Origin of the sequence: Bifidobacterium coryneforme, assembly GCF_000737865.1 — a bacterium.
Lineage (GTDB): Bacteria > Actinomycetota > Actinomycetes > Actinomycetales > Bifidobacteriaceae > Bombiscardovia > Bombiscardovia coryneformis.
On sequence record NZ_CP007287.1, the window covers coordinates 1,153,712 to 1,173,623 of the forward strand.

Annotated in this window: 17 protein-coding genes and 1 riboswitch; of the genes, 7 read left to right on the top strand and 10 right to left on the bottom strand. The window is 60.7% G+C overall.

Translation table 11 applies throughout. From position 1 onward, the window contains the following. Positions 1-38 precede the first annotated feature (38 nt). Positions 39-809 carry a histidine phosphatase family protein gene (locus tag bcor_RS04510; protein WP_033498024.1) on the top strand — a complete coding sequence of 257 codons (771 nt, stop codon included), beginning with the start codon at positions 39-41 and terminating at the stop codon, positions 807-809. Positions 810-838: 29 nt separating this feature from the next. Here the strand turns inward: bcor_RS04510 and bcor_RS04515 are convergent, their stop codons facing one another. After that, positions 839-1,837, bottom strand: coding sequence for a glycosyltransferase (locus tag bcor_RS04515; protein WP_033498022.1), 999 nt, complete (start codon positions 1,835-1,837; stop codon positions 839-841). Positions 1,838-1,993: 156 nt separating this feature from the next. After that, a riboswitch (FMN riboswitch) is annotated at positions 1,994-2,128 on the top strand. On the opposite strand from bcor_RS04515, the gene bcor_RS04520 reads away from it, so the two are divergent. Both bcor_RS04520 and bcor_RS04525 read left to right on the top strand, forming a co-directional pair. Further along, on the top strand, positions 2,113-2,745 hold the full coding sequence (locus bcor_RS04520; RefSeq protein ID WP_033498020.1) for an ECF transporter S component: 633 nt from the start codon (positions 2,113-2,115) through the stop codon (positions 2,743-2,745). (Overlaps the previous riboswitch by 16 nt.) A gap of 50 nt (positions 2,746-2,795) precedes the next feature. After that, on the top strand, positions 2,796-5,300 hold the full coding sequence (locus tag bcor_RS04525) for an energy-coupling factor transporter ATPase (protein ID WP_051875676.1): 2,505 nt from the start codon (positions 2,796-2,798) through the stop codon (positions 5,298-5,300). Between the two features lie 105 nt (positions 5,301-5,405). Here the strand turns inward: bcor_RS04525 and bcor_RS04530 are convergent, their stop codons facing one another. The 6 genes from bcor_RS04530 to bcor_RS07265 form a co-directional block, all read right to left on the bottom strand. Continuing rightward, positions 5,406-8,051, bottom strand: coding sequence for an ATP-dependent Clp protease ATP-binding subunit (locus tag bcor_RS04530; RefSeq protein ID WP_033490370.1), 2,646 nt, complete (start codon positions 8,049-8,051; stop codon positions 5,406-5,408). Positions 8,052-8,187: 136 nt separating this feature from the next. Further along, a complete protein-coding gene (locus tag bcor_RS04535; RefSeq protein WP_033498018.1) occupies positions 8,188-9,189 on the bottom strand; it encodes a DUF3027 domain-containing protein in 1,002 nt (333 codons plus the stop codon). Between the two features lie 70 nt (positions 9,190-9,259). Further along, entirely contained in the window at positions 9,260-9,649 is a 390-nt protein-coding gene (locus bcor_RS04540) for a cold-shock protein (protein WP_033498016.1), read from the bottom strand. 96 nt (positions 9,650-9,745) lie between these two features. Continuing rightward, positions 9,746-11,716 (bottom strand): sensor histidine kinase, encoded by a 1,971-nt coding sequence (locus bcor_RS04545; RefSeq protein WP_081870352.1) that lies wholly within the window; start codon positions 11,714-11,716, stop codon positions 9,746-9,748. 18 nt (positions 11,717-11,734) lie between these two features. After that, positions 11,735-12,490, bottom strand: a complete 756-nt coding sequence (locus bcor_RS04550; protein WP_033498014.1) for a response regulator transcription factor — start codon at positions 12,488-12,490, stop codon at positions 11,735-11,737. A gap of 79 nt (positions 12,491-12,569) precedes the next feature. Continuing rightward, positions 12,570-13,487, bottom strand: coding sequence for a TPM domain-containing protein (locus bcor_RS07265; RefSeq protein WP_051875677.1), 918 nt, complete (start codon positions 13,485-13,487; stop codon positions 12,570-12,572). A 71-nt stretch (positions 13,488-13,558) separates the two neighbouring features. On the opposite strand from bcor_RS07265, the gene bcor_RS04560 reads away from it, so the two are divergent. Beyond that, the gene (locus bcor_RS04560) at positions 13,559-13,852 is read left to right on the top strand and encodes a WXG100 family type VII secretion target (RefSeq protein ID WP_033498012.1); all 294 of its coding nucleotides are present in this window, start codon (positions 13,559-13,561) and stop codon (positions 13,850-13,852) included. A 140-nt stretch (positions 13,853-13,992) separates the two neighbouring features. Here the strand turns inward: bcor_RS04560 and groL are convergent, their stop codons facing one another. The 3 genes from groL to bcor_RS04575 form a co-directional block, all read right to left on the bottom strand. Further along, positions 13,993-15,609 carry a chaperonin GroEL gene (gene groL / locus bcor_RS04565; protein ID WP_033490376.1) on the bottom strand — a complete coding sequence of 539 codons (1,617 nt, stop codon included), beginning with the start codon at positions 15,607-15,609 and terminating at the stop codon, positions 13,993-13,995. Positions 15,610-15,880: 271 nt separating this feature from the next. Continuing rightward, positions 15,881-16,084, bottom strand: coding sequence for a cold-shock protein (locus bcor_RS04570; RefSeq protein ID WP_033490377.1), 204 nt, complete (start codon positions 16,082-16,084; stop codon positions 15,881-15,883). A 178-nt stretch (positions 16,085-16,262) separates the two neighbouring features. Further along, positions 16,263-16,889 (bottom strand): LytR C-terminal domain-containing protein, encoded by a 627-nt coding sequence (locus tag bcor_RS04575; protein WP_051875678.1) that lies wholly within the window; start codon positions 16,887-16,889, stop codon positions 16,263-16,265. A gap of 120 nt (positions 16,890-17,009) precedes the next feature. Between bcor_RS04575 and bcor_RS04580 the strand changes: the two genes are divergently transcribed. The 3 genes from bcor_RS04580 (at position 17,010) to bcor_RS04590 (ending at position 19,910) form a co-directional block, all read left to right on the top strand. After that, a complete protein-coding gene (locus bcor_RS04580; protein WP_081870353.1) occupies positions 17,010-17,798 on the top strand; it encodes a uracil-DNA glycosylase in 789 nt (262 codons plus the stop codon). Between the two features lie 76 nt (positions 17,799-17,874). After that, complete coding sequence (locus tag bcor_RS04585; protein WP_033490381.1) at positions 17,875-18,948, top strand: AAA family ATPase; 1,074 nt, start codon at positions 17,875-17,877, stop codon at positions 18,946-18,948. Further along, on the top strand, positions 18,945-19,910 hold the full coding sequence (locus bcor_RS04590; protein WP_033498007.1) for a DUF58 domain-containing protein: 966 nt from the start codon (positions 18,945-18,947) through the stop codon (positions 19,908-19,910). Before bcor_RS04585 ends, bcor_RS04590 begins: the two co-directional genes overlap by 4 nt. Positions 19,911-19,912 lie beyond the last annotated feature (2 nt).

Below are 19,912 nucleotides of genomic sequence, written 5' to 3' on the forward strand. Positions count from 1 at the left end.
GGGAATTGTGGCAGGACCACCGTGTAGGGTTGTGCGCCATGACCAATGGAGCATCATCAGCAGTATCGAACAACCTTGACCCCGATTCCACTGGCCGGGTGACCCTCTTCCTGACCCGGCACGGCAGGACCACGGCAAACAGCATGCGCCTGATGCAGGGGTGGTCCGACTTCCCCCTGACCAAGGAGGGCAGGGAGGGTGTCCGCCGGTTCGGGCGGGGACTACGGGGAGTACACTTTGTTTCCGCCTGGTCCGGCAATCTGACCCGCCATTACGACACAGCCCGCGAGGCCCTGGACGCTTCCGGCCAGAAGGATCTTCGAATCCAGGTGGATCCCGACCTGCGCGAGGACAACTTCGGCAGCTATGAGGGCCGCGACGAAATCGAGACCCTGACGACCGTCTGCAACTACATGGGGTATGAGAGCCGCGACCAGCTGCGCGAGGCCAAGGGTCGGATGATATCGGCCTACATGCAGGACGCCTTCCACCGTCTGGACCTGGAAAATCCGCTGGGCACCGATCTGGCTCCGGAGGACAGGGCCGAGACCACCGAGCAGGTCCTGACCCGCATGAAGAGGGCCCTGACCGGCATCGGCGAGGATGCACTGGCCCGCGGCGGAGGCAACGTGCTGGTCGTCAGCTCCGGCATGTCCCTCCAACAGTTCCTGATCACCCTGGGAGACGACATCGACGTACCCGACATGGCCAACACCTCGGTCACCAAGGTCGCCTATGCCAACGGCAGGTTCAGCCTGGCCGGGCCGCTGGCCTCCATGGAGTATTTCCAGGCCGGCGGGGAAGAGTAGGCAAACCGCTCTCCCCCGACTCCGGCAGGTTACTTCTGGAGCGGCTCCATGGGCTTCCAATCCGGATCGTGGAGGATCTTGCGCGAATCCACCCACCCCTGGATGATTTTGGGAATGCCGGTCATGAGGTGCCCCCGGTCCACGGCCAGGAGGCGGATGACCTCTTTTGCGGCCGTCGCCATGGTTCCCAGGGCGAAAGCCAGAGGGCGGTAGTCACCGTGGAGCATGAAGTACCTGGCCATGTACCCGCGGTTTCGCATGATGTGATAGCGGTTGATGTCCGAGGTGGAATTCAGCTGACGGATACCACCCATGTCCCAATTGTCGATGTTTCTGGTCCGCCGCATGACCACGTCACTGACCTGTACCGCCCTGGTCACCTTGCTGGCCAGATACCCGTACACCGTGTCATCCCAGTAGATGAAGAACCTGGGGTCGGGCAGTCCGATCTGCTCAACCACCGTGCGCGAGAAGAGGGCACCCTCAAAGCACATGGTGTTCATCGGCCTGTATCCCGATGAATCGAAGGCGGCCGGGGCAACGGGGTCCGGAATGCCCATGGGAACGATGAAATGGTACTGCCAGTAGAAGGGTCCACCGTCGTAGTCCAGGCGGGACCCCTGGATGACCTGGAAACGGTCGGTCCACTTGGACAGGCGCTCCAGCCCCTCAGGTTCCACGGCCACATCGTCATCCATGACCCAGAACCACTGTGCACCAAGACGGTAGGCCTTGCCCACACCGGCCGAGTACCCACCGGCACCACCACCATTGTGCTCCTGAGGAAGGTAGACCAGCCGGTGCTCACCGCCCTGACCGTCCACGACGGTCTTCCCCCAGAGTCGATCGATCTGCTCGGAGAATGCCTCAACCATCTGCCGGGTCCGGTCTGAATTCTCATTGTCCACCACAACAATCCGCCAGGGGGCGACGGTCTGGCTGAGGATGGATTCGAAAAGATTGGACAGGAGTTCCTGCCGTTTGTAGGTCACGACGACCATGGCGACCTTGTCTATCACTTTTTCCATGCCTCCATTGTTGCACCTCCGGAGACCGAACAGGCGAGCGCGGCGGAACATCCGCAGGATGTACTCCCCGCAGTGTGGGTATCGATCCGTATTGGGCCGATGTGTCATTGGATACAGAGGTTTGACCTCCATATGGCCCACTGCTAGATTGAAACCGTCAAGTTTCAGGGAAGGTGAGAGTCCTTACTGGCGGTATCCGGTTGCAATCCGGGAGCCCGCGACCCGCGCGAGCGGTGGATATCGGTGAGAGTCCGAAGCCAACGGTTACAGTCCGGATGAAAGAAACGAGGCTCTATATGAGCATGCCTTCGCATACCGAAAACCAGGAACACCACGATGCGAATCTCGGTGGGTCCTTCGAATTCCACTCAACGACGGCAGGACGAGGAGGACGTTGGTCAACCAAGCGCATCGCTGTATACGCGCTCTTCGTGGCCTTGACCATCGTCCTGAGTTATGTTTCCATTCCGATTTTCCCTGCTGCCCCCTTTCTGAAGTATGACCCTTCCGGAATCGTGGTCCTGGTGGCAGGATTTGCTTTCGGCCCCTTGGCCGCCGCCGTCGTCGGCACTCTCGGATTCGTGCCCCACATCTTCAGTAATCCCTTCGGGGCCCTGATCGCCATCATCGTCGCCCTGGCCCTGGGGCTGCCGGCGGCCTTCATCTACAAGCGAATCCGCACTCGAAAAGGCGCGGTCATCGGCATTCTGATCGGATCGGTGGCGGGTCTGGCTGCCGCCATACTCTGCAATGTGATCATCACCCCCATATACGCCCACATGAGCTTCCAGCAGGTTCTGGGCATGATCATCCCCGTCCTCCTGCCCTTCAACCTGATGAAATTCGCAATCCACGGGGTCATCACCTTCCTGATCTACAAGCCCATCTCAGTCCTGGTCAACCACTGAACATCCCCGACAGTTCAGGAACAGCTTCATCAGCAGGGATTGGACGAACCGTGAGTTATAAACCGGTACAGACGATTCGGGACGACGAACCCTTGGCCGTCCTGGACGAGGTCTCTTTCAGCTATGACCAGGGTCGAACCTGGGTACTCGACCATGTGAGCCTGACCATCCATCGAGGAGAACGGGTTGCCGTCGTCGGAGCCAATGGGTCAGGCAAGTCAACCCTTGCCCTCCTGCTGGCCGGCGCCCTGGCACCTGACCGGGGACGCATCGAACTGAGAGGGCAGGTTGTATTCGACTCCGCCCGCCCCTGGGCCGAACGGGTGGACACCGATGCCTACCGCCAGGTCAGGGAAGGCATCGGGATGGTGTTCCAGAATCCGGAGGATCAGATAGTCACCACCGTCACTGAGGATGACGTTGCCTTCGGACCGGAGAATCAGGGCATGGCACGACCTGCCATGCAGGCGTCCGTCGTGAGGTCTCTCAAGGAGGTCGATCTGTCCGGCCGCGAACGGTCTGACCCGACCAGGATGTCCGGCGGCCAGCAGCAGCGGGTCTCCATTGCCGGTGCCCTGGCCATGGACCCTGACATGTTGGTGATGGACGAGCCGGGCGCCATGCTGGACTCGTCCGGTCGAAGCAGAATCTCCACCATCATGGCCACCATGGCCGAGCAGGGTAAGACGGTGGTTCACATCACCCATCATCTCGACGAGGCCGGCACTGCCAGCAGGGTGATTGTCCTCGATCAGGGTCGCATCATCGCCGACGGTCCTCCCGACCAGGCGCTGCCCACCCTGTACCGGCAACTCAACACCGACTCCCCCGCATCAGGGGCAGGTAGGCATACGGCCGATTGGGATGCCAACACATCCGGAGTCGGTTTGGGCCAGCGCACCGAGCACCGGCACGACACCTCCGACGAAGAGGAACCCGCTGTGGAGGCCAAGGGCCTTTCCTACAGGTTCGGTGAGGGAAGACGCCAGGTGGTGGATCACCTCGATTTGAGACTGGAAAAGGGGCGGACCCTGGCCATACTAGGTCCCAACGGTTCCGGCAAATCAACCCTTGCCCGGTTGATCTGTGCACTGATTCGCCCGACCGAGGGGGATCTCTCAGTAGCGGGAATACCGCTGACCGTTGGGGGAAACACCCCGCGACGGGCCCGCAACCGTCGGCTCGGCATGCTGCGACAGCGGGTGGGATATGTGATGCAGAAGCCCGAACACCAGCTCTTCGCCGAAACCGTGGCGCAGGATGTGGCCTATGGCCCCGGCAATCTCGGTTTCGACAAGGGGGATACCGCCCTACGCGTGAAACAGGTTCTCACCCTGCTGGGATTGGAGGAGCTGTCCGACCGCTCCCCCTTCGACCTTTCCGGTGGTCAGCAGCGCCTGGTCGCCTTGGCTGGCGTTCTGGCCACATCTCCGAAGATTCTGGTACTGGACGAGGTGACGGCCGGTCTGGATCCCAAGGCGTCCGAAACCATCATGACCGTGTTGGAGCGCCTCCAAGGTGAGGGTGTGACGATCATTCTCATCACCCATGATGAAGAAGAGGTCATCCGCCTGGCCGACCAGGCCCTCCTCATGAACCAGGGACACATGGTCTCGCACGGCAACGTGGGGAAGGTTCTCAAGGATTACCACGACCTACGGGCCCATATCAGCTCTTCGGGAAACCACGAGGAGGACTCCGGGACCGAACAAATCGAAGAACCAGCATCCGAGAGCAAGGCAAAAGACCAGGCGGACGGGTCTTCCCTGATTGCTCGCCTGGATCCCCGAGCCAAGGTGGTCTGCTTCCTGATGCTCATGGTCACCTCCTTCTTCATCGGCACTGGGCCGCAGCTCATCCTGGGAGCGTTGGTCACTCTGGCAATCATCATGGCGGCGCGAATATCGCCGCTGAAACTGATGAAATCGGTCAGTGGACTCCTGGCCCTCCTGGTACTGGTTGCCCTGCTGAATCTCCTGGTTACCCGAGACGGCACCGCCCTGACCCGATGGGGACCGTTGATCATCACCGACCAGGGGCTATGGGCCGCTCTGGTATATACCTGCCGGTTTGGCCTTGTCCTCCTTTTGGGGGCCCTCCTGCTCATGACCACAACGCCGACACAGATGACCGACGCCTTCGAGTCCCTCCTCTCGCCCCTGGGCAGGCTCGGAGTCCATACCAGCGAGATATCCCTGGTCCTCTCCCTGGCTCTGCGGTTCATCCCGACGCTGGTTCGGGAGATGCAGTCCATCCGTGAAGCCCAGGCCGCCAGAGGTGGAAGCATCGAAAGCGGCAGCCCCTCCCGACGGGCACGGGCCATGGCCGCCATCATCATACCGGTCTTCGCCGCCGGCCCTGCGCCATGCAGACAATCTGGGACAGGCACTGGATGCCCGCTCCTACCATGGAGGAAGGGGTCGCACCCACTACCGGATCTCCCGGATGCGTGGCATCGATTACGGGTTCATCACTCTGGTCGCCGTCTACCTCGCTCTCCTGGTGGTCCTGATTTTCCTCTGACAGGCACCTGCGAAGCTTCAGTGTGTCGGTAGGTTAAGCGCCACGTAAAAAAGGGACGGAACCATTACGGCTCCGTCCCTTCCTGATTACAATCTACTTGCTGCCGTATGACAGCACGGTTTCAGTGGGAACTCATATCACTCCTGTGCAGGGGTTCCATCAGACCCGGAACCCGGAAGCTCGGATGATTCACTGTCCGCCTGTTCCGGCTGGGCAAGGTCAGAGTCCGAATCATCCTCGGTCGAGGTGGAAACCTGAGCACGTACCAGCTCTGGCTCCCGCTCCCCTGATGCATCCTCGTCCCCACCTTCGAAGGGCACACCCTTGAAGGTGAACTCGCCCAGGATACCCTCGCCTTCGGCATCCACACGGACCGACTCATTGTCTTTGAGTTCGCCCATGAGGATCTTCTCAGAGATGGCATCCTCTATGTCACGCTGGATGACACGACGCAGGGGCCGGGCACCGAGGAGCGGGTCGAAGCCCTTCTCCGCCAGAAGATCCTTGGCCTTGGCGCTCAGATCCAGCGACATATGACGCTCGAAGAGACGGTCATTGAGCTGGTTGACATCCAAATCCACGATCTGGCGCACCTGGGGCTCGGTCAGCTGCTGGAAGACGATGATATCGTCCAGACGGTTCAGGAACTCGGGCCTGAACTGCTGCTTGAGCTCACTGGTCACCTGGTCCTTCATCCGCTGATATGAGGTCTCGGTGTTGCCCGAAGCGTTGAAGCCGGTGTTGGCCGCCTTGGCGATGTCACGGGTACCCAGGTTGGTGGTCAGGATGATGATGGTGTTCTTGAAGTCCACCGTCCGTCCCTGCCCATCGGTCAGGTGCCCGTCATCCAGGACCTGGAGGAGGGTGTTGAAGATGTCCGGGTGGGCCTTTTCGATCTCATCGAAGAGGACCACGGAGAAGGGCTTGCGACGGACCTTCTCGGTCAGTTCGCCACCCTCCTCGTATCCGACGTACCCCGGAGGGGCACCGAAGAGCCTGGAAGCCGCGTACTTCTCCGAGAACTCCGACATGTCGACGCGAATCAAGGCGTCCTCATCGTCGAAGAGGAACCGGGCGAGGGACTTGGCCAGCTCGGTTTTGCCCACACCGGTCGGGCCGGCGAAGATGAAGGAACCGGCGGGACGCTTGGGATCCTTGAGGCCGACTCGGGTGCGGCGGATGGAGCGAGACAGGGCGGAAACGGCCTCATCCTGACCGATGATCCGCTTGTGGAGCTCCTTCTCCATGCCCAGAAGCTTCTTGGACTCGGCCTGGGTGAGTTTGAAGACCGGAATTCCTGTGGTCGAAGAGACCACCTCGGCGATGACATCCTCATCCACAACCATCTTGACATCGGACTCGCCCTGGCGCCAGGCCTTCTCCTTCTCCTTGCGCTCGGCCTCAAGCTTTTCCTGGCTGTCACGCAGTTCAGCGGCCTTTTCGAAGTCCTGGTCCTTTATGGCCTGGTCCTTCTGGGCAGAGACCTTATCGACCTTGGCATCCAGTTCCTTGAGCTCAGGCGGTGCGGTCAGACGCTTGATACGAAGCCGGGCACCGGCCTCATCAATCAGGTCGATGGCCTTGTCGGGCAGGTTACGGTCCTGGATATACCTGGAGGACAGTTCCGCAGCCGACTGCAGGGCCTTGTCGGTGATGGTGACGTGGTGGTGGTGCTCGTAGCGACCACGCAGACCCTTGAGTATCTCAATGGTCTGGGCGATGGTCGGCTCGGAGACCTGGATGGGCTGGAACCGCCTCTCCAGGGCAGCGTCCTTCTCGATGTACTTGCGGTACTCGTCGGTGGTGGTGGCACCTATGGTCTGAAGCTCGCCACGGGCCAATAGGGGCTTGAGCATATCGGAGGCACCCAGGGCACCGTCCGCGGAGCCGGCACCGACGATGGTGTGAATCTCGTCGATGAAAAGGATGATGTCGCCGCGGGTCTTGATCTCCTTGAGGACCTTCTTCAGCCGCTCTTCGAAATCACCCCGGTATCGGGAACCGGCCACCATGGAGCCGAGATCAAGAGAATATACCTGCTTGCCCCTCAAGGTCTCCGGAACGTCACCCTCATGAATCTTCTGCGCGAGACCTTCGACCACGGCCGTCTTGCCCACACCGGGCTCGCCAATCAGGACCGGGTTGTTCTTGGTGCGCCTGGACAGGACCACCATGACCCGCTCTATCTCGTTGGCACGCCCAATGACCGGGTCAAGTTTGCCTTCGGCGGCTTCCTGGGTCAGGTTTCGGCCAAACTGGTCAAGGATGGCGGAACCGGTCTGCCCGCCCTTGTTCTGCACCCCACCAGCGTTGGCCAGGTCGCCCTTGCCGGACTCCCCGCCCTCGTGGTTGCCGCGAATCATGTCAATCGTGGCTGTCCGCAGGTCTCCCAGGTCCACGCCCATCTTGATCAGGACCTGGGTGCCGACGCCCTCGCCCTCTCGAATAAGGCCCAGCAGAATGTGCTCGGTACCGATGTAGGAGTGTCCCAGCTGCAGAGCCTCCCTGAGTGAGAGCTCCAAAACCTGCTTGGCATGTGGTGTAAAGGGAATATGCCCATTGGGAGCGGCATTGCCCTTGCCGATCATTTCCTCGACCTGCTTGCGGGTCGCTTCCAGTTCAACACCCTTGGAAGCCAGGGCCTTTGCGGCAACACCGTCCCCCTCGCGGATCAGGCCCAGCAGGAGGTGCTCGGTGCCGATGTAATTGTGCTGAAGGGTGCGGGCCTCTTCCTGCGCCAGCACAATCACCCGCCGCGCACGGTCGGTAAACCGTTCGAACATACTTGTCCTTCCCTTTGATCTGTACCTCACTCTACAGATTCGCGGTGACGTTTATTCTCGACCTGCCCCTGATTGCGCTCTCAACGCAAAGCGTTGGAATATCAGGCCTTAACCCAGGTGTTCCAACCAGGGATTCCTATTCCAGTTCGGACTCGGCCTCATCCTCTTCGGCGGTCAGCTCCTCCATCAGCTCCACCTCGGGCCGCTCCTCACGGGGCTTCTGGCGGACCACATCAATATGAAGGTCATCAAAGGCAGGCTCGGACTGGACCCATAGGTGGGTATCCTCCTGGGGCAGAATCTCCGAGTGTTCCCCACAGCCATGGTCCAGGGACACCACCCGCCCGTCATCGGGGCTCCACCGATTGGCACAGACGGCAAACATGGTGCCCAGCTCCCCCTTGAGGGGAATCAGGAACCCACAGGTTTCACAGGCATTGCCCTTGGCCGTCCTTGTCGACAGGGACTTGGGGCCATGCTGCCCCTCATACCAACGCTTGGCTGTCGCTGCTCGCGCCTCGGCGGTCATGACGTGACGGCGGCTCAGGATCAACTCGTCGACGACCTCTTCCAAATCCTCTTGAGAGGTCTGTGGATCGCCTTCACCGTCCAGATCCGGCTCATCTTCCGCCGCTGACTGACCGGTGCCGGATTCATCGTCGATGCGGAAAACGGCACCTGACCCGCCCTCATCATTCTTGGTAGCGGTCTCCTGACCCGGATTCGATTCAGGGTCCGATTCCGTCTCCCTGTCAGAGGGCTCCTCGACCTGGGGAGCCTCGTATCCCTTGACAAGTCTCGGGTCATCCGGGTCGGTCCCCATGGCATCGGTCACGCTCAGGTCGGAGGGAAGCAGCCGATCCTTCCAGGGAATCCACTTGGGCGGTTGCAGGGCTTCGGCCGAGGGAATGAGGGAGGACTCATCAACGGTCCAGGTATCGGCATCCTGGTCATGATAGAGGGTCACCGACCACTGCCAACCCTCATACCCGGTGATATGGGAGTCGAACCGGTAGTCGTACACACCGTCCTCAAGCATGGTGCTGGTGATGAAATCGCCCACCTCGGAACTCTTGGAGGCCACACTCAAAGCCACGCTCCTGGCCAGTTCCTCGGGGTCAAAATCCACTTCAGCCATGTATCACACCTTCATACTCTGATGGGCCCGGCACCAGGCCGGCCCATGTCTCTTCCTGCCCCGCCGTGATTCACGCAGGTACGTCGAAGTCGTCCGCCACCGCCCTGAGCAGGGTGGCCAGCTTCTTCGACTCCGCAGGGGCGGGATAATGATGTCGTCGCAGACCATTGCCCGCGGAATCCAACAGCTTGATCAGGTCCTCGACTATGGCGGCCATGTCATCCGGGGCGGGCCGGGTGGCCTTGACGATCGAGGGTGCGGAACCCACCAGTTTCAGGTCCAAGGCCTGGGGCCCCTTGCGCCCCTCGGCAACAGAGAAGTCCACACGGGCACCTTTTCGAACCGTGGAGATGCCGGCAGGAAGGGCGGAGGCAGGAAGGAAAACGTCCTGACCCTCATCGCCCGTGATGAAACCGAACCCACGATTGGCATCAAACCAACGCACTTTCCCACTGGGCATAGTCTGGCACTTCCTCACTGGATGATTCCGAGCCGTTTTACCGGCCTTGCTGCATACCTGTCCAGTCTAGCCCAATGCCCTGTGCATGTGGGGCCATCACGTCAAAGGCGTACAGCCCGAGCTCCCAACCTGCTGTTTCGGCGGCTCAGGATGAGTCCTCAACCCCTGAGAGGTCCGTACCGACTCCTGCGAGTGCGGGCTCTGTCGTCCCGGCCTGTCCGGCTCGGGCGACCCCGGGGTCTGCCGAAGAGACTCAACCTGGCCCTGCGGAATCACCATGGTGAAGGTCAACCCGCCACCCGGGGTCTCCTCCACGCATATCAGCCCACGATGTGCCTTGACGATGGACTGGACGATGGCCAGCCCCAGGCCGGTCCCTCCCTTTTCCCTGGCGCGGGAGGGATCTGCCGTATAAAAGCGTTCGAAGAGCCTCGCCCTGGATTCCGCTGGCACACCCGGCCCATGGTCGATGAAGCGCAGAACCAGATAGGGAGTGCCCACACGACTGTTCTGAGCCACCTGCACCGCATCGAGGAAATGCGCCATGCCTGTTTCGTCAGACCCCAGCCTGGCCATGGCCTCAGGGGGTATGGCCGCGTTGAGGAGCCCCATCGATACCTGGACCGGCGAATCGGAGGGTGTGTATCGATGGATGTTCCCTACGATGTTGGTCGCCACCTGACGCAGGCGACTGGGATCTCCCACAACCTCAACCCCCGGCAGTGGACCCTCCTGAAGGGACAGAGAGGTGACCACCCCGACACGACCGACCGGCTTTGTGCGAACGCGCCCCTTGCCCTTGGCTGATCCCCGCCCCTTGGGAGCGGGAGGCGAAGACGGGTCCTCGCGAGTATCGGTCACCACCGTGACGGTTCCACAGATGATCTGACGCTCCGGGTCCAGAGCATGCAGATCATCCACCGAGTCCCGCACCAGGCCGGTCATATCGACCGGAAGGTTGGTATTGATACCCCTACCCTCGTCCAGTCTGGCCAGGGAGAGGAGGTCGGAGACCAGGTCGGTCATCCGGCTGCTGGAGTCCTCGATATGTCTGATCGATTCATCGGCCCTTTCCAGGGCCCCAGGGTAGGCGCGCTGCATCCGATACAGTTCGGCATATCCATGGATGGCGGCCAGGGGTGTTCTCAGCTCGTGGCTGGCATCGGAGACGAAGCGTTTCATCTTCTCGGTGGTCCGCTTCTGCTCATTGAAGGATTGCTCTATCCGGGCCAGCATGACATTCAGGGACGCGGCCAGGGATCCGACTTCGGTGTTCTCGGGGAAGCTGGGAATGCGCTGGTGCAGGTTGCCCGCGGCAATCATGGCAGCCGTCTTCTCTATACGTTTGAGAGGCACCAGGGTGGATTGGATGAGCAGGGCTGACACGACCCCACCGAGGAGAACGACAATCACCGACATGACCAGGCAGAAGGTGGTTAGGGCATGAAGGGCCTCATTCTGGTCGCTCATGGACAGACCGATGTAGAGCACCCCGCTGATATCGGAGTCCTCCAGGTCGCTGTGCAGTCTCCACTGCATGGTCACGACCCGCCATGAGGCCCCGGCCCGTTTGAGGGAATCCCGATCCGGCGATGCCTTCGAATTCACCTTTACATAAGCGGGGACCGTGGTCGGCTGCCCCAGGGGTATCGACCCCATGGTGCCGTTGGCAGGCAGCCTGGGCCGGGAAACAACCCCGTTGAACTGCATGGGGTTGAGGTCATCGGCGATGATCTGCAGTTGGTCGTCACGAATCTGCAGGAAGTAATCGGTTGGCCCGAGACCACTCTTGCTCAGGTCCTCCTGCTTGAGAAGTGTGGCATTCCTAATGCCCAGGTTGGCCTGACGAATCAGCTGGGTATCGGTCTTCTTCATCAGGTAATCATCGGCCATCTGGCAGATGGCCACCGAGATGCCGACCGTACCCACGATGAGAAGAATCAGCATGGAGGCCACCAACTTGGTACTCAGGGGTATGCCCGCCAGGAGTGAATCATGGCGTGGTCGCCTCTGCCCCTGCTGTCCGCCCTCGGGTCTGACGGGCGCTCTGTACGTTGATGACTTCATACCTGCCGCCGTTCGGCCTCAGTCCCCTGTCAGAGGCGAGGTTGAATCCTTGGGACTGCGAATCATATAGCCGATGCCGCGCTTGGTTTCAATCAGCGGGGTCACCTTGCGGAGGCGACCATCCTGATCCTTGACCTTGATGCCGTCCACCTTCTTGCGCAGGTAGGAGATGTAGGACTCGACGATGGCTGCGTCACCGCCCCAGTCATACTGCCATACATGATCCAGAATCTGCGCCTTGCTCAGGACCCTTCCTTCGTTGTCCATCAGATAGCGCAGCAACTTGTACTCGGTGGGACTCAGACCGATGGGCTGACCTGCGCGGGTCACATCGTGGGAGTCCTCATTGATCTCCAGATCTCCCACCCTGATCAGGGGGTCGTCCTCCTCATGCTCCCTGGTGCGGCGAAGGATGGCCTTGATCCTGGCAACGACCTCTTCCAGACTGAAGGGCTTGGTGACGTAGTCGTCCCCGCCCACGGTCAGCCCCATGACCTTGTCCTGGGTGTCGTCCCGGGCGGTGAGGAAGAGGACCGGCGCGTCAATCCCCTCCTGGCGAATGCGGGAGGTAACCGTGAAACCATCGATGTCGGGCAACATCACGTCCAGAACAATCAGGTCCGGCTTGGTTTTCTCTATGACCTCGATGGCTTCGGAACCCGATGCCGCAGTGGTCACCTCAAATCCAGCAAAGTGGAGGGAGGCCACCAGAAGATCCCTGATGGAAGGCTCGTCATCTACAACGACCAGGCGTGCTTCGGTTGGTTTGCTCATGCCCTAAGATTGCCGCCCTTTCCTGAAGGTTATCTGAAAACCTGCTGAAACCTCATCAAGACCTGTGGAAGCGGACCGGCTACTTGGCTCCGGGCCGGGTTTTGTCCTCGTCCTCCCGGCGAGGCGCAAATCTGGCATCGGCCGAATCACCGGCATCAACGCTCTTCATGCCGTCAAGGGTGTCGGTCCCGCCATCACGCTCAGTTCCGGCCTTGGACACAGTCTCTTTACCCGCGTCATTCGCAGCTTTCTTTCCCGTATCAACGTCTCGCTTTGCTTCAACGACGCTCCCGGACTTTTTCCGCCTCTTCCGAATCAGCAGGAATGCACCAACCCCCAGAACCACGACAACCGCGAGAACAACAAGGATGATGGTGACCTGTCGCTGCTGCTTGCGCTGCGCATCGATTCGTGAGATTCCATCCATCAGGGCCTTGGCCGAACCGACCCAGTCGGGATTGCCGGCCTTGCTGATCGGACCGAGGGCATCCTGGGAGAGTTGATCGACGGTCTTCTGGTCACGCAGCCACTCATCTGAGTTGTTGGAGACGGCCACGACCAACTTGCCGTCCTGGGACGCTACGGCCAGGAGGACCGTGTTGGGGGCCGGTTTCATGGATGCCAGCACCTGCTTGGCCCAATCCTCCGGCTTCATTTTCTGATAGAAGCTGGGCAGATAGAGAAGGCGAACGGATACCCCCGTTTCCTCCTTCGTCGACTTGATGGCATCGGTAATCGATCCGACATCGGAGCCTAGGAGGTTCTGGGTATCGGTTATCTGCTCCGAGATGGTTCCTTCCCCTGAGTCCGACTGGCCTTCCTCGGCTCTGGCGTCCACCCCTCCGACCAGCGGGAGGATGAGCAAGGCCACGACGAGAAGGAGGGCAAAGCGGCGAGCAAATCGAGCTGGTTGCCCCCTGCGTGAATCAAGGATGTTGCTGATACCACGTTCGACCACATGGACGGGTGAGAGATAATTTCCGTGCTGAGCTGCCATAGGTTACAGAGTAGTGGTTCTTCTTTGCGTTGTCTTGCAGGTGTCACCACTTACCTATGGAAAGGACAGTCATGTCTCAGTTTCAAGTCGACTCGGAAGAGATGCAATCCGCAGCCGGAGCGGTCAGTTCATCGATTGGCTCCATACGCGATGCAGTGTCAGGTATGTATACGAACCTGGGCAACTTGCAGAACGTCTGGAGGGGCGGGGCTGCCACTCAGTTCAGTGCGGTGGCTGAGCAGTGGAGAGCCTCCCAACAGCAAATGGAGGAATCCCTTGAAGGGATTCAATCGGCTCTGACCCAGGCATCCAGCCTCTACGCAGACACCGAGGACCAAGCCACCCGGCTCTTTGCCGGCTCCTGAGAAGACAACCCCCTAGCGAAACTCAACGATATACAACAGACCGCCGCTCCCTTTTGCGAGGAAACGGCGGTCTGTTTGTAACGATAACCCGGACTTCTTGGCTCTGCCTTCAGGTCAGGGTCAAGAAGTCCTCAGGACTATCAGTAGCCCATGTCGGCCTGAGGCTGGGCAGCGGGTGCCGGGGGCTCAGGCTTGTTGGCGACAACGGCCTCGGTGGTCAGGAAGAGCCCGGCGATCGAAGCGGCGTTCTGCAGGGCGGAACGGGTCACCTTGACGGGGTCGGCGACACCGGCCTCCAGGAGATCCTGGTACTCGTTGTTGGCCGCGTTGAAGCCCTGTCCGGCAGGCAGGGAACGGACCTCGTTGATGACTACGTCACCGGAGACACCGCTGTTCTCGGCAATCTGCTTGATCGGAGCCTCGATGGCACGGAAGACGATGGAGGCACCGGTGGCCTCGTCGCCCTCGAGCTTGACGGTCTTCTCGGCCTTGGCAGCAGCCTGGACCAGAGCGACACCACCGCCGGGCAGCAGGCCCTCCTCGATGGCGGCCTTGGCGTTGCGGACGGCATCTTCGATGCGGTGCTTGCGCTCCTTGGCCTCAACCTCGGTTGCCGCACCGACCTTGATAACGGCGACACCGCCGGCCAGCTTGGCCAGACGCTCCTGGAGCTTCTCGCGGTCGTAATCGGAATCGGTGTTCTCAATCTCGGAACGGATCTGGGCCACGCGGGCGGACACCTCGTCCTTGGAACCGCCACCGGAAACGATGGTGGTCTCGTCCTTGGAGACGATGACCTTCTTGGCGGTGCCCAGGACGCTCATATCGATGGAGTCGAGCTTCAGACCCAGCTCCTCGGAGACGACCTGTGCGCCCGTCAGGATGGCCATATCCTGCAGCATGGCCTTACGACGGTCGCCAAAGCCGGGAGCCTTGACAGCGCAGGAGTTGAAGGTTCCACGGATCTTGTTGAGGATCAGAGTGGGCAGAGCCTCACCATCGACGTCCTCGGCAACAATCAGCAGGGGCTTGCCGGTCTTCATGACCAGCTCGGCGATGTGCACCACGTCCTGCTGGCTGGAGACCTTACCCGAGGTCAGCAGAATGTAGGGGTCGTCCAGAACAGCCGTCTGCTCGTCATTGTTGGTGACGAAGTAGGGGGCGATGTACCCCTTGTCGAAACGCATACCCTCGGTGAACTCCAGGTCCAGACCGAAGCGGTTGTTGTCCTCGACGGTGACCACACCATCCTGGCCCACCTTGTCGAGGGCCTCGGCAATCTCAGCACCAATCTCGGGGTCGCCGGCGGAAATGGTCGCGGTGGCCGCAATCTGGTCCTTGGTCTCGACATCCTTGGACTGGGCGATCAGTTCCTTGACGATGGCGTCAGCGGTCTTCTCGATGCCACGACGGAGGGCAATCGGGTTGGATCCGGCTGCCACGTTCTTCAGACCCTCGTGGACCAGGGACTGGGCCAGAACGGTAGCGGTGGTGGTGCCATCACCTGCAACGTCATCGGTCTTCTTGGCAACTTCCTTGACCAGCTCGGCGCCGATGCGCTCGTAAGGATCCTCCAGGTCGATCTCCTTGGCGATGGAGACACCATCGTTGGTGATTGTCGGTGCGCCGTAGGACTTGTCCAGAACCACGTTACGGCCCTTGGGTCCCAGGGTGACCTTGACGGTGTCGGCCAGCTTGTCCAGACCGGCCAGCATTCCCTGACGAGCTTCCTCGTCATACTCAATGATTTTTGCCATCGTTGCTTCCTCCGTAATGGCTTGAGGTATATGACCCACCGTCGATGCGGAATGGACGAAACCGTCAGCTGCCTCGTTATCACTCCCACACCTCGAGTGCTAATTCAGCAGATTAGCACTCGAACCCGCCGACTGCCAACACGGATAGTCAAATATGCTTCTGGCTAGAAACGCACCTTCTCCGACCGGAATCCACCACCGTAATATCGGCATAAAAAAAGACCCCAGTCAGACCAGGGCCTTTATGAAAAAGACGAATTCAGAACGACAATCAGATCTTGGCGACCTCGGTTGCCTGAAGGCCCTTCGGGCCCTGCTCAACCTGATATTCGACCTTATCTCCCTCATCAAGGGTCTTGAAACCATCCGACTGAATAGCCGAATAGTGGACGAAGACATCTTCCCCGCCATCGTCGGGGTTGATGAATCCGTAACCCTTGCCAGCGCTGAAGAATTTCACAGTGCCTTGTGCCATAACTAACTTCCTTAACATAGGTGCCGCGTCACAGCAGACACGAGACTGACCGCATCTGTCTGGTCGGCAAAATTATTGTACGGCAAACCTCGGAAGAAAAGCAAAACACGCCGTACCGAACTGTGAGACATCCTCGCCAGGGAGAACCGATACCATGCGGACAGCAAGGGCAGGCAGTCTAGTGCATCAGTACAACCTCAACGGGGCTTCCGGCCTCGGCCATCTGCTCGACCTGGGCGATACCGAGCTGGGCAGCCACATCCTGAGCGGTCGCCTTGTCGGCCTCATTCTGGTACCAGACCACATCGGACGCAGGCAGGCTCCCCGTCGGGTTGCTCGCAGTGACCGCACCATACCCGGCATTGACCAGAATCTGGCGCTTGCCTCCCGCATAGCCGCTTACACCTGTGCCATTGACGATCAGCACCCGGGTGTTCTTGTCGATCACCGGGGCCGGCGTGGAGGGTGTCTGACTAGGCTCCTGAACCGGCGAAGACGGGGCCGATGTGGTTTCCTCTGTCTTCTCGCTCGGCGTGGAGGTCGATTTCCTGCTGATGGAGGGCTTCTTGATGGCCTGAGAGGTCGACGCAGGCTTCTGCTGCTGCCAGGGAAGGAATCCACTGACACCCGCCCAGACGCCCACACCGCACACGACGGCAAGAAGAACCACAATCAGGTATGGCAGTGCCCTGATCCACAGGGACTTGGGACCGCGATGCACACCCACAGGCCCCTTGGGCGGATTGTCGAATTCATCCTGACCCTGTGGGGACTTGTCGGTCTGACCCGCCTGAATGCTAGCCATGAAACACTCCTCTGCTCGCCTGAAACCGGCACTATTATATGTAAGCTTAGCGAGCAGCCAGGTCATGACCCTGCATACCCCACCTGTCCATACGATTCCCAGGCGCGTTATAGTGTCCACATGAGCACAGACCAGTCATCTCCAACCCCTTCGGGCGAGCCGGCCCCCAGTTCGCCAGATACCCGCCAGGCCGTCAAGGAAGGACAGGGGAACACCCGCCGCAAGCCCCTGGGCGAGCTGGTCGATCCGGGCTGGGCCAAGGCTCTGGCCCCCGTGGAACCGAACATCCACCACATGGGTGATTTCCTGCGCCAGGAATTGGCACAGGGGCACCGATACCTGCCGGCAAGCAGGAACATCCTCCGGGCATTCACGATCCCCTTTGACTCCATCAAGGTTCTGATAGTCGGCCAGGACCCCTACCCCACCCCCGGCAATCCTGTCGGCCTCAGTTTCTGCGTGGACCCGGCAGTCAGTCCCATTCCCGGTTCACTGCGCAATATTTATACGGAGCTGACCGACGACCTGGGTCTGCCCACCCCCTCCAATGGAGATCTGACCCCTTGGACCCAACGGGGTGTCATGCTCCTGAACCGATGCCTGACCGTTCAGGTGGGCAAACCCGCCAGCCACCGCAACAAGGGTTGGGAGGAAATCACCGATGAGGCCATCAGGGCCCTGAACGACCGGCAGGATGCCCAGGGGCGACCCCTTCCTCTTGTGGCCATCCTCTGGGGCAGGCAGGCGCAAAGCCTGGAACCCCTCCTGACCAAGGCGGCCATCATCAAATCGCCCCATCCCAGCCCCATGTCCGCACGGTACGGGTTCTTCGGATCCAAACCCTTCTCCAAGGCCAACCAAGCCCTTGAGAGCATGGGGACCAGTCCGATTGACTGGTCCCTGACCTGACCAAACCCTGCCCGGTCAGGAGTCTTTCCATGCGGCTTTTCGACCCTCGTCAGGAAAGACCGTTACCATGGCACCTATGTCTTTATTCCCACCAAGACCAAGTGCAGGCACACAACAATCGCCTAAACCCCAGCCGCAGCCTCAACCGCGTCAGGCCACACCACTGGTAAGCGGTGACGACCTGCAACGCTCCCGGCAGCTGGTTGACCGGATTCGAACCCGGTTCGCCAAGAACCTGGTCGGGCAAGAGGGATTGCGTGAGGCCATGATCGCCACCCTGGTCGCCTCGGGTCACATTCTGATCGAGTCCGTACCCGGACTAGCCAAGACAACGGCCGCCCAGACCCTGGCAACCTCGGTCTCGGGTAGTTTCAAGCGGGTCCAGTGCACACCCGACCTGATGCCCTCGGATCTGGTGGGCACCCAGGTCTACGACTTCTCCAATCAGCGCTTCTCCACCCAGCTGGGACCCATCCACGCCAATTTCGTCCTGCTGGACGAAATCAACCGGTCCAACGCCAAGACCCAGTCGGCAATGCTGGAGGCCATGGCCGAAGGGGCCACGACCATCGGCGGTCAGCGGATTGCCCTCCCCCAACCTTTCATGGTCATCGCCACCCAGAACCCCATCGAGGAGGAGGGCACATACAACCTGCCTGAAGCCCAGATGGACCGGTTCATGCTGAAAGCCGTCATGACCTACCCCGACAAGGACCAGGAAACTCGGATGCTTCAGCTCCTGACCTCCCGGGGAACAGACATGCCCCTGGCTGACGAGCAGGGCAGGCTGACCATCGCCGACGTGGAGTTCCTCCGTCGCAGCGCCCGTCGTGTCCACGTGGCCGAGCCAATCATGCAGTACGCGGTCGATCTGGTGGCGACCAGTCGAGGCAGCGGCCCCAAGCCCATCCAGGGACTCTCTTCAAAGGTCCGCCTCGGTGCCAGCCCCCGAGCATCAATCGCCCTGATCCGCATCGGACAGGCCCAGGCCCTGATCAGCGGACGCGACTTTGTCGTTCCCGAGGACCTGAAGGGCTTCGCCCACCAGGTCCTCCGCCACCGCATCCTGCTTACCTTCGAGGCCATGGCCGATGGAATCAGCAGCGATGACATCATCGACACCATCCTGGAAACGGTGCCTGTGCCATGATCGGTGACCGCGGACACCAGGACCCGGTCAGACGGCGAATCGAAGCACTGGGGTCCAGCTTGAGCCTGCCCACCGTACGCAAGGCCATGGGAATCCTCGAGGGGGAACACCCCTCGGGGTTACGTGGAAACGGGTATGATACGGCCGGAATCCGGGCCTATGAGCCCGGCGATGAAACCCGGCTGATCGACTGGAAATCCTCAGCCAAGATAGGCAGGCCCATGGTGGTCGACAAGGAGCGACAGCTGACCAGCAAGGTCTGGCTCCTCCTCGACGTCGGACGGGAGATGACCGGCACCTGCCCCAGTGGCGAGCAGGCGATACAGGTCGCAGCCAATGCGCTCTGCATGTTTGCGGCACTCTCGCTGAGACGATCCGACGAGGTAAGCCTGGTCCTGGCCGACAGCTCCACCATCACCCGTATACCCTGCCACGGAGGATTCGCCCAGTTCGAGCAGACCCTTGACCGAACCCTCCTGAACCGCCAAAGCACGGGCAGGAACATCGAGGCTCTCCTGGACTATGCCAACAGGCTCCAGGACAGGCACTCCCTCCTGGTCCTGGCCACGGACGAGACCGCCCTGAACGGGGACCATCTGGACATGATTCACCGATTGGCCCAGACCCACCCGCTCAACCTGGTCTCCGTACGCCTCCTCAACCCCCTACGCGCGGAGGGCGGGCCGGGCCCGGTCTATGAGGCCCAGACCGGCCGAAAGGTCCCGGCCTTCCTGCAGACCGAGCGTACCGGGCAGGAGGTGGCGGTGCACCGGGAATACATGGCCGCCGCCCTGAAGCAAGAACTGGCCCGGAGTGGTTCCACACTGGTCAGGGCCGAATCCAGTCAGACCATGTTCGATCAGTTCATCCATCTTTTGTCGGTCGCCTTGCCCGCGTCTTCCATGGGGAATCCCCCAGGACGGCCCGGCTTGATTTCAGGACTTGGGAGGACGGGCCGGTGACA

Excerpts from the sequence above, each read along its gene's own strand:
- bcor_RS04510 (WP_033498024.1), top strand. The coding sequence starts at position 39 with ATGACCAATGGAGCATCATCAGCAGTATCGAACAACCTTGACCCCGAT.
- bcor_RS04515 (WP_033498022.1), bottom strand. The coding sequence starts at position 1,837 with ATGGAAAAAGTGATAGACAAGGTCGCCATGGTCGTCGTGACCTACAAA.
- bcor_RS04520 (WP_033498020.1), top strand. The coding sequence starts at position 2,113 with ATGAAAGAAACGAGGCTCTATATGAGCATGCCTTCGCATACCGAAAAC.
- bcor_RS04530 (WP_033490370.1), bottom strand. The coding sequence starts at position 8,051 with ATGTTCGAACGGTTTACCGACCGTGCGCGGCGGGTGATTGTGCTGGCG.
- bcor_RS04535 (WP_033498018.1), bottom strand. The coding sequence starts at position 9,189 with ATGGCTGAAGTGGATTTTGACCCCGAGGAACTGGCCAGGAGCGTGGCT.
- bcor_RS04540 (WP_033498016.1), bottom strand. The coding sequence starts at position 9,649 with ATGCCCAGTGGGAAAGTGCGTTGGTTTGATGCCAATCGTGGGTTCGGT.
- bcor_RS04545 (WP_081870352.1), bottom strand. The coding sequence starts at position 11,716 with ATGAAGTCATCAACGTACAGAGCGCCCGTCAGACCCGAGGGCGGACAG.
- bcor_RS04550 (WP_033498014.1), bottom strand. The coding sequence starts at position 12,490 with ATGAGCAAACCAACCGAAGCACGCCTGGTCGTTGTAGATGACGAGCCT.
- bcor_RS07265 (WP_051875677.1), bottom strand. The coding sequence starts at position 13,487 with ATGGCAGCTCAGCACGGAAATTATCTCTCACCCGTCCATGTGGTCGAA.
- bcor_RS04560 (WP_033498012.1), top strand. The coding sequence starts at position 13,559 with ATGTCTCAGTTTCAAGTCGACTCGGAAGAGATGCAATCCGCAGCCGGA.
- groL (WP_033490376.1), bottom strand. The coding sequence starts at position 15,609 with ATGGCAAAAATCATTGAGTATGACGAGGAAGCTCGTCAGGGAATGCTG.
- bcor_RS04570 (WP_033490377.1), bottom strand. The coding sequence starts at position 16,084 with ATGGCACAAGGCACTGTGAAATTCTTCAGCGCTGGCAAGGGTTACGGA.
- bcor_RS04575 (WP_051875678.1), bottom strand. The coding sequence starts at position 16,889 with ATGGCTAGCATTCAGGCGGGTCAGACCGACAAGTCCCCACAGGGTCAG.
- bcor_RS04580 (WP_081870353.1), top strand. The coding sequence starts at position 17,010 with ATGAGCACAGACCAGTCATCTCCAACCCCTTCGGGCGAGCCGGCCCCC.
- bcor_RS04585 (WP_033490381.1), top strand. The coding sequence starts at position 17,875 with ATGTCTTTATTCCCACCAAGACCAAGTGCAGGCACACAACAATCGCCT.
- bcor_RS04590 (WP_033498007.1), top strand. The coding sequence starts at position 18,945 with ATGATCGGTGACCGCGGACACCAGGACCCGGTCAGACGGCGAATCGAA.